The sequence below is a fragment of the Sphingopyxis soli genome (assembly GCF_018682675.1).
Classification (GTDB): Bacteria; Pseudomonadota; Alphaproteobacteria; order Sphingomonadales; family Sphingomonadaceae; genus Sphingopyxis; species Sphingopyxis soli.
Genome location: NZ_JAFMTR010000037.1, coordinates 1 through 6,580, shown reverse-complemented (window position 1 = coordinate 6,580; position 6,580 = coordinate 1). Strand labels below are relative to the sequence as shown.

Here is a 6,580-nt window from a genome sequence, read left to right as displayed (position 1 = left end):
GGATGCAAGGCCCGGCCATGGATGCTGAAACAGCGAGGCCATCGCCGCAGCCAGCATGACGAGGTTTGGAAGGCCGCTCCCCGCCCCATAACCGACCATCGCCCCGTTCTGGGGATCATCCCACCTCGGCAATATCCCCTGCCCGGTCGCCGAGCAGATAGCGCGGCCCCGCCCCGCGCTGCGCCGCCTTGTCCCGGGCGTTATAGAGCCCGCATTTCTTCAAGGACAAACAGCCGCACCCGATACATTGATCGAGCAGTTCGCGCGTACGCGCCAATGCCGCGATCCGCGCATCGATCCGCGCGCGAAGGCCGGTGCTGATCCGCGTCCAGTCGGCCGCGTTCGGGGTGCGTCCGGCGGGCAGGCGCGCGAGCTCGGCGGCGATCTCCTCCAGTCTCAGTCCCATCTGCTGCGCGATCAGGATGAAGGACACGCGGCGGATGTCGGCGCGCAGAAAGCGCCGCTGCCCACCGGCGGTACGCAGCGCCTCCAGCAAACCCTTCGCTTCATAGAAACGGATCGCCGACACGGCGGTGCCGGTACGCGCCGCCAATTCGCCGATCGCGATCAGGTCGGTCCGATGCATGGCCATGTTCTTTCGCTTTCCGCTTGATCTAAACCTCACTTGAGCTTTCATACACCGCTGCGTCAACCCGAATCACGAAAGCAGAACCATGACGCACCCCTTCATCGAACATGTAAACCTGACCGTCAGCGACCCCGATCGCACCGCGGGTATCCTGTCGGCCATCTTCGGCTGGCACGAACGCTGGCGCGGTCCCGCACGCGACGGCGGCCGGACGATCCATCTCGGCACCGACACCGCCTATGTCGCGCTCTACACCGGCCCCGACGGCCAACACGCTGACGCCCGCTATCCGAAGGGCGAGCCGCTCAACCATGTCGGCGTCCAGGTCGACGACCTCGACACCATCGAGATGCGCGTGAAGGCGGTGGGTCTCACCCCCTTCAACCACGGCGACTACGAACCCGGTCGCCGCTTCTATTTCTTCGACCCCGACGGCATCGAATATGAGGTGGTCAGCTATTCCGAGCCGCGCCCGCGCTGAATCGTCGCAACATACCGCATTCAGGCGCGTTTATCGCTCATCGGGGGGAGTACGAGACAAGGAGACCCTGCCGATGAGCGACGATATCAAACAAGATTTCTGGAAGGCGCTCGACGCCAGCCCCTTTGTCATGATCGGCCTGACCGGCGAGCGTCAGCATCATATCCCGATGAACGCGCAGCTCGACAAGGATGCGAACGGCGCCTTCTGGTTCTTCACCGCAACCGACAACCGCATCGCGGGCGGCGGCCCCGCTATGGCGCAATTCGCCTCGAAGGGGCACGACCTCTTCGCCTGCATATCGGGTACGCTGCGTCGCGAAGACAATCGCGCGGTCCTCGACAAGCTCTGGAACAACAGCATCGCGGCCTGGTACGAGGGCGGCAAGGACGATCCGAAACTCGTCCTGCTCCGCTTCGACCTCGAAGACGCCGAAATCTGGACCGCCGAGCCGAACCTGAAGGGCATGTTCAAACTCGCGACCGGCATGACGATGAAGGAAGGCGACCTCGGCAAGCATGCGGAGGTGACGCTCTAGACCGACGGCGCGATCCGCCCTTCGCGGAACTCGAACCCGCCCTCACGGTCGCGCGCGAGAAGCGCGGGCCCGTCGAGGTCGACCCATTTGGCGCGCTGCGCCAGCACGAATGCGGGGCCGATCGCCAGGCTGGTGCAGAGCATGCAGCCGACCATGATCGACAGCCCCGCTGCATCGGCCGCATCGGCGACCTTCAGCGCCTCGGTCAGCCCGCCCGCCTTGTCGAGCTTGATGTTCACTCCGTCGTAGAAAGGACCGATCCGCGCCACATCGGCGGCGGTCTGGCAGCTTTCATCGGCAACGAAGGGAATCGGGGCATAGATGGGGTCAAGCAATGCGTCGGCGCCGACCGGCACCGGCTGCTCGATCATCTCGACGCCCATATCGGCCAGCGCCTCGGCCTCGCTCAAAATATCGACCGGACCCCAGCTCTCGTTGGCGTCGGCGATCAGCCGCGCATTGGGCGCACCCTTGCGCACTCCGGCGACGCGCAGCCGGTCGCCTTCACCGGTCAGCTTGATCTTGAGCAGGCGGTAACCGTCGGCCTCGGCGGTCGCGGCCTGCTCGGCCATCGCCCCCGGCGTACCGAGCGATATGGTGTAGGCCGTCGTCCGCGCAGTCGGCGGGCCATCGCATCCGGCGAGTTGCCACAGCCGGAGGCCACGCTGCTTCGCCTCGAGATCCCAGAGCGCGCAATCGATCGCGTTGCGCGCGGCGCCGGGCGGCATCAACTCCTGCACCGCCGCCCGTGCCTCGGCCGCGCTCATTTCGGCGATGTAGGGGGCGACACGCAAAAGCTGGTCGCGGCATCCGACGGCATCTTCGCCGAGATAATAGACCGGCGTGCCCTCACCGCGCCCGGTCGCGCCCTCGCCTTCGACCTCGGCGACTACCACATCGACATGGTCGGTCGCGCCGCGGCTGATGATGAAGCGTCCCGCCACCGGCCAGCGTTCGACGCGCGCGCTTTTCAGATGAACGGCCATCGTCCCTTCCTATGGCCGTTTCGACGTTTCGCAAGCGGGCTTTGCGGCAATGGGCCTTGGGCTATCAGGCGCCGTTGGCGCGGATCCACTTTTCGACCACCGGCGCGATATCGTCGCGCCACTTGCGGCCGTTGAAAATGCCGTAATGGCCGACCCCCTTCGCCATCAGATATTTCTTTTGTTCGGCTGGGAGCGACTTGGCGAGCGTCAGCGCCGCCTTCGTCTGTCCAAGCCCCGAAATATCGTCGCGCTCGCCCTCGATCGCGAGCAAGGCGATATCCTCGATCTTCGCAAGATCGACCGGTTTGCCGCGATGGAGCATCTCGCCCTTGGGCAGCGCGTGGCGCTGGAACACGACATCGACCGTCTGGAGGTAGAATTCAGCGGTCATGTCGCAGACCGCCCGATACTCGTCATAAAATTCCTTGGTCTTGTCCGCGCTTTCACCGTCGCCTTCGACCAGATGTTTGAACATCGACCAATGGCTCATCATGTGATTGCCAAGGTTCATCGACATGAAGCCCGCGAGCTGCAGAAAGCCCGGATAGACGCGTCGGCCCGCGCCCGGATACCAGGCGGGAACCGTGACGATCACATTTTCCTGGAACCAGGCATAAGGCCGCGTCATGGCATGTTCGTTGACCGCGGTCGGCGCCTTGCGCGTGTCGATCGGCCCGCCCATCATCGTCAGCGTCTTCGGCCGGCACTTGTGCTTGTCCGCCGCCATAATGGCGGCCGCCGCATAGCTCGGCACCGATGGCTGGCACACGGCGAGCATATGCGCACCCGGCCCGATGTGCTCGAGCCACGAAATGAGATAATCGATATAGTCGTCGAGGTCGAACTTGCCGGCTTCGAGCGGGACGTTGCGCGCGTCGCGCCAGTCGGTGATCCAGACGTCATGCTCGCCGATCATCCGCTCGACCGTGCCGCGCAGCAGCGTCGCATAATGGCCCGACATCGGCGCGACGATCAGCAGCTTGGGTTTGCCCGCGCTCTTCTTGTGCGTGAAATGCTTGAGCTGGCCAAAGGGTTTGCGCGCCTCGACCTTTTCGGTCACGCGGACGCTCTCGCCTTCGGACATGCTCTCGTAAAGTTCGAACCCCGGCTTGCCGCGCGGCGCGGCAGCATGGGCGAAGACTTCGAGCGCCGAAGCGAACATCGGGCTGCCGCCAAAATAGCCAAGGGGATTCGCGGGATGCTGAATCACCTGGGCGCCGGCGGTCGCCAGAGCGCTGGCCCCCGCGAGCCAACTCTTTTGCATTTCAAAGGCATGATACAGCATTATCGATAGTCCTTGCGTACGGGGCGGCGCTCTGGCGGCGCCTGCTTTCGGACCAGTCTAGGCCATCGGTGTCATTGTGCAATGCATCAAAGTCATTCCGCCCATATTTCCCCGGCAATATTATGGGACGGCGAAGCGATTGCGGGCTTGCGCTCGCCTTCGCTTTACGCAGTTCCGCTTCATGGTCCTTGAAGCGCGCCGCCATTCTGCATCGTTGAGCGGCAACCGCGCGGCTGCTAGGGCGATGCCGATGGCGACCAAATCCGATAAATCGACCCCGCCGCGCAAGCTCGGCAGCCTGCGCATGGTCTGGCATTACGCCAGCAGATATCCGCTCCAGTTGCTGATCGCCGCGGTCGCGCTCGGCATCGCGGCGCTCGCGACGCTCGCGATCCCTTACCAGTTCAAGGAAATGATCGACTCCGGCTTCGTCGCCGGCGGCGGCGATGTCAGCCCGCATTTCCGCTTCTTCTATGTGATTGTCGTGATCCTCGCGCTCGCGACCGCGCTCCGCTTCTATTTCGTGAGCTGGCTCGGCGAGCGCACCGTCGCCGATATCCGCGAGGCGGTGCAGCAGAACCTCCTCCGCCTCGCGCCCGGCTTCTTCGAAGAAAACCGCCCCTCCGAAATCGCCTCGCGCATGACCGCCGATACGGCGATTATCGAGCAGACCGTCGGCACCACCGTCTCGGTCGCGCTCCGCAACACGGTGATGGGGATCGGCGGCATCGGTTATCTCTTCTCGCTCTCGCCGAAGCTCACCGCGGGGATATTGATCGGCATCCCCGTCATCATCCTGCCGATCGTCCTTTTGGGCCGTCGCCTCCAGAAGGTCTCGCGTTCGAGCCAGGACCGCGTCGCAGACATCGGCGCGACCACCGCCGAACAGCTCGGCGCCATGAAGATCGTCCAGGCCTTCGGGCAGGAACAGCGCGAGGCAGCCCGCTTTGCCGACGCGGTCGAGGCCAATTTCGCGACTGCCAAGCGCCGCATCCGCCTGCGCGCGATCATTACCGCGACCGTCATCGGCCTGCTGTTCGGCGCGATCACGACCCTGCTCTGGTATGGTGCCGCGGGGGTCGCGGCGGGTACGATCACCGGCGGCACGATCGCCGCCTTCGTCCTCACCGGCGGCCTCGTCGCGGGCGCGTTCGGGGCGCTCACCGAAGTCTATGGCGACCTGCTCCGCGCGGCGGGGGCCGCCGAGCGCCTCAACGAACTGCTCGTCGCCGAGCCGACGATCGCGCCACCTGCCAGTCCCCGCCGGTTGCCCGATCCCGCGATCGGCACGCTGGAGTTCGACCATGTCGAGTTCAACTACCCGACGCGCCCCGATGCCCCGGCGCTTCATGACTTCAGCCTCGCGATCCGCCCGCGCGAAACCGTCGCGATCGTCGGTCCGTCCGGCGCCGGCAAGTCGACGCTGTTCCAGCTCGCCGAGCGTTTTTATGACCCGCAGTCCGGGCAGATCCGCCTCGACGGCGTTCCGCTGACCGACGCCGATCCGGGCGACATCCGCGCGCGCATCGCGATGGTGCCACAGGAGACGGTGATCTTTGCCGCCTCTGCGCGCGACAATCTCCGCTATGGCAACTGGTCGGCGACCGACGACGAACTCTGGGAAGCCGCCCGCGCCGCCAATGCCGAGGAATTCCTCCGCAAGCTGCCCGACGGTCTCGACACCTTCATGGGCGAAGGCGGCGCGCGCCTGTCGGGCGGCCAGCGCCAGCGCGTCGCGATCGCCCGCGCGCTGCTCCGCCGCGCACCGCTGCTGCTGCTCGACGAAGCGACCTCGGCGCTCGACGCCGAGTCCGAAAAGCTCGTCCAGGACGCACTCGAAACGCTGATGCACGACCGCACGACGATCGTGATCGCGCACCGTCTCGCGACCGTACGCGCCGCCGACCGCATCATCGTGATGGACGAGGGGCGGATCGTCGAGGAAGGCCGCCACGACGACCTCGTCGCCGCCGACGGCCTCTACGCCCGCCTCGCGCGGCTGCAATTCCAGGACAAGCTTGCCGCCGCCTGACGCCACCCTTCGAAGGACGCTCCCCGATGACGATCACGCTCTATGACATCACCATCCCCGCTTATGCAAACGGCCTCCGCGCGCTGTCGGGACAGCTCGCCAAGGCGCTGGCGTGGGGCGCGGAAAATGGCGTCGGCGAACTGCAATTCATCGGGTCGAGGCTCGCGCCCGATATGTTCCCGCTCGCGACCCAGGTCCGCTTCACCTGTATGCAGGCGGTGCAGGCCCCGGTTCGCCTCGGCGCGACCGGCGCCCCGGCTCTTGCCGACGACGCGACGGATTTCGCGGGCATGCAGGCGCAGATCGCCGAGACCCTCGCGTGGCTCGACGCCATTGCTCCCGCGGATTTGGGAGATGACGCCGACCGCGCGGTCGGCTTCGACCTGCCGAACGGCATGGCCTTCGACATGACCGCCGTCTCCTATGTGCGCGATTGGGCGCAACCGCAGTTCTACTTCCATCTCGTCGCCGCCTACGCCGTGCTCCGCCACGTGGGCGTCCCGCTCGGCAAGGCCGATTATGTCGGTTACATGATGCAGTATCTGCGCCCGGGGACCGGACCATCGGCCTAACGCGTCGGCTTTCGACCGGAAGTGGACATAAGACCCTCCCCGCTTGCGGGGAGGGGGACCGCCGAAGGCGGTGGAGGGGGCTGGCGTCCTGAAGCGG

At 65.7% G+C, this 6,580-nt stretch carries 7 protein-coding genes; 4 read left to right on the top strand and 3 right to left on the bottom strand.

Going from position 1 to position 6,580, the window contains the following annotated elements; genetic code table 11:
* Positions 1 to 115 precede the first annotated feature (115 nt).
* Positions 116 to 586, bottom strand: coding sequence for a redox-sensitive transcriptional activator SoxR (gene soxR / locus J1N50_RS05025; protein WP_215350644.1), 471 nt, complete (start codon positions 584 to 586; stop codon positions 116 to 118).
* A gap of 88 nt (positions 587 to 674) precedes the next feature.
* Between soxR and J1N50_RS05020 the strand changes: the two genes are divergently transcribed.
* The gene (locus tag J1N50_RS05020; protein ID WP_215350642.1) at positions 675 to 1,070 is read left to right on the top strand and encodes a VOC family protein; all 396 of its coding nucleotides are present in this window, start codon (positions 675 to 677) and stop codon (positions 1,068 to 1,070) included.
* A gap of 73 nt (positions 1,071 to 1,143) precedes the next feature.
* Positions 1,144 to 1,608, top strand: a complete 465-nt coding sequence (locus J1N50_RS05015) for a pyridoxamine 5'-phosphate oxidase family protein (RefSeq protein ID WP_215350641.1) — start codon at positions 1,144 to 1,146, stop codon at positions 1,606 to 1,608.
* Here the strand turns inward: J1N50_RS05015 and J1N50_RS05010 are convergent.
* Both J1N50_RS05010 and J1N50_RS05005 read right to left on the bottom strand, forming a co-directional pair.
* Positions 1,605 to 2,594 carry a dipeptide epimerase gene (locus tag J1N50_RS05010; protein WP_215350640.1) on the bottom strand — a complete coding sequence of 330 codons (990 nt, stop codon included), beginning with the start codon at positions 2,592 to 2,594 and terminating at the stop codon, positions 1,605 to 1,607. The genes J1N50_RS05015 and J1N50_RS05010 overlap by 4 nt on opposite strands.
* Positions 2,595 to 2,658: 64 nt before the next feature.
* Positions 2,659 to 3,879, bottom strand: a complete 1,221-nt coding sequence (locus J1N50_RS05005) for a polyhydroxyalkanoate depolymerase (RefSeq protein WP_215350639.1) — start codon at positions 3,877 to 3,879, stop codon at positions 2,659 to 2,661.
* Positions 3,880 to 4,129: 250 nt separating this feature from the next.
* On the opposite strand from J1N50_RS05005, the gene J1N50_RS05000 reads away from it, so the two are divergent.
* Both J1N50_RS05000 and J1N50_RS04995 read left to right on the top strand, forming a co-directional pair.
* Positions 4,130 to 5,911, top strand: coding sequence for an ABC transporter transmembrane domain-containing protein (locus J1N50_RS05000; RefSeq protein WP_215350638.1), 1,782 nt, complete (start codon positions 4,130 to 4,132; stop codon positions 5,909 to 5,911).
* Between the two features lie 26 nt (positions 5,912 to 5,937).
* Complete coding sequence (locus tag J1N50_RS04995; RefSeq protein ID WP_246553134.1) at positions 5,938 to 6,483, top strand: DUF1993 domain-containing protein; 546 nt, start codon at positions 5,938 to 5,940, stop codon at positions 6,481 to 6,483.
* The last annotated feature ends 97 nt before the right edge of the window (positions 6,484 to 6,580 follow it).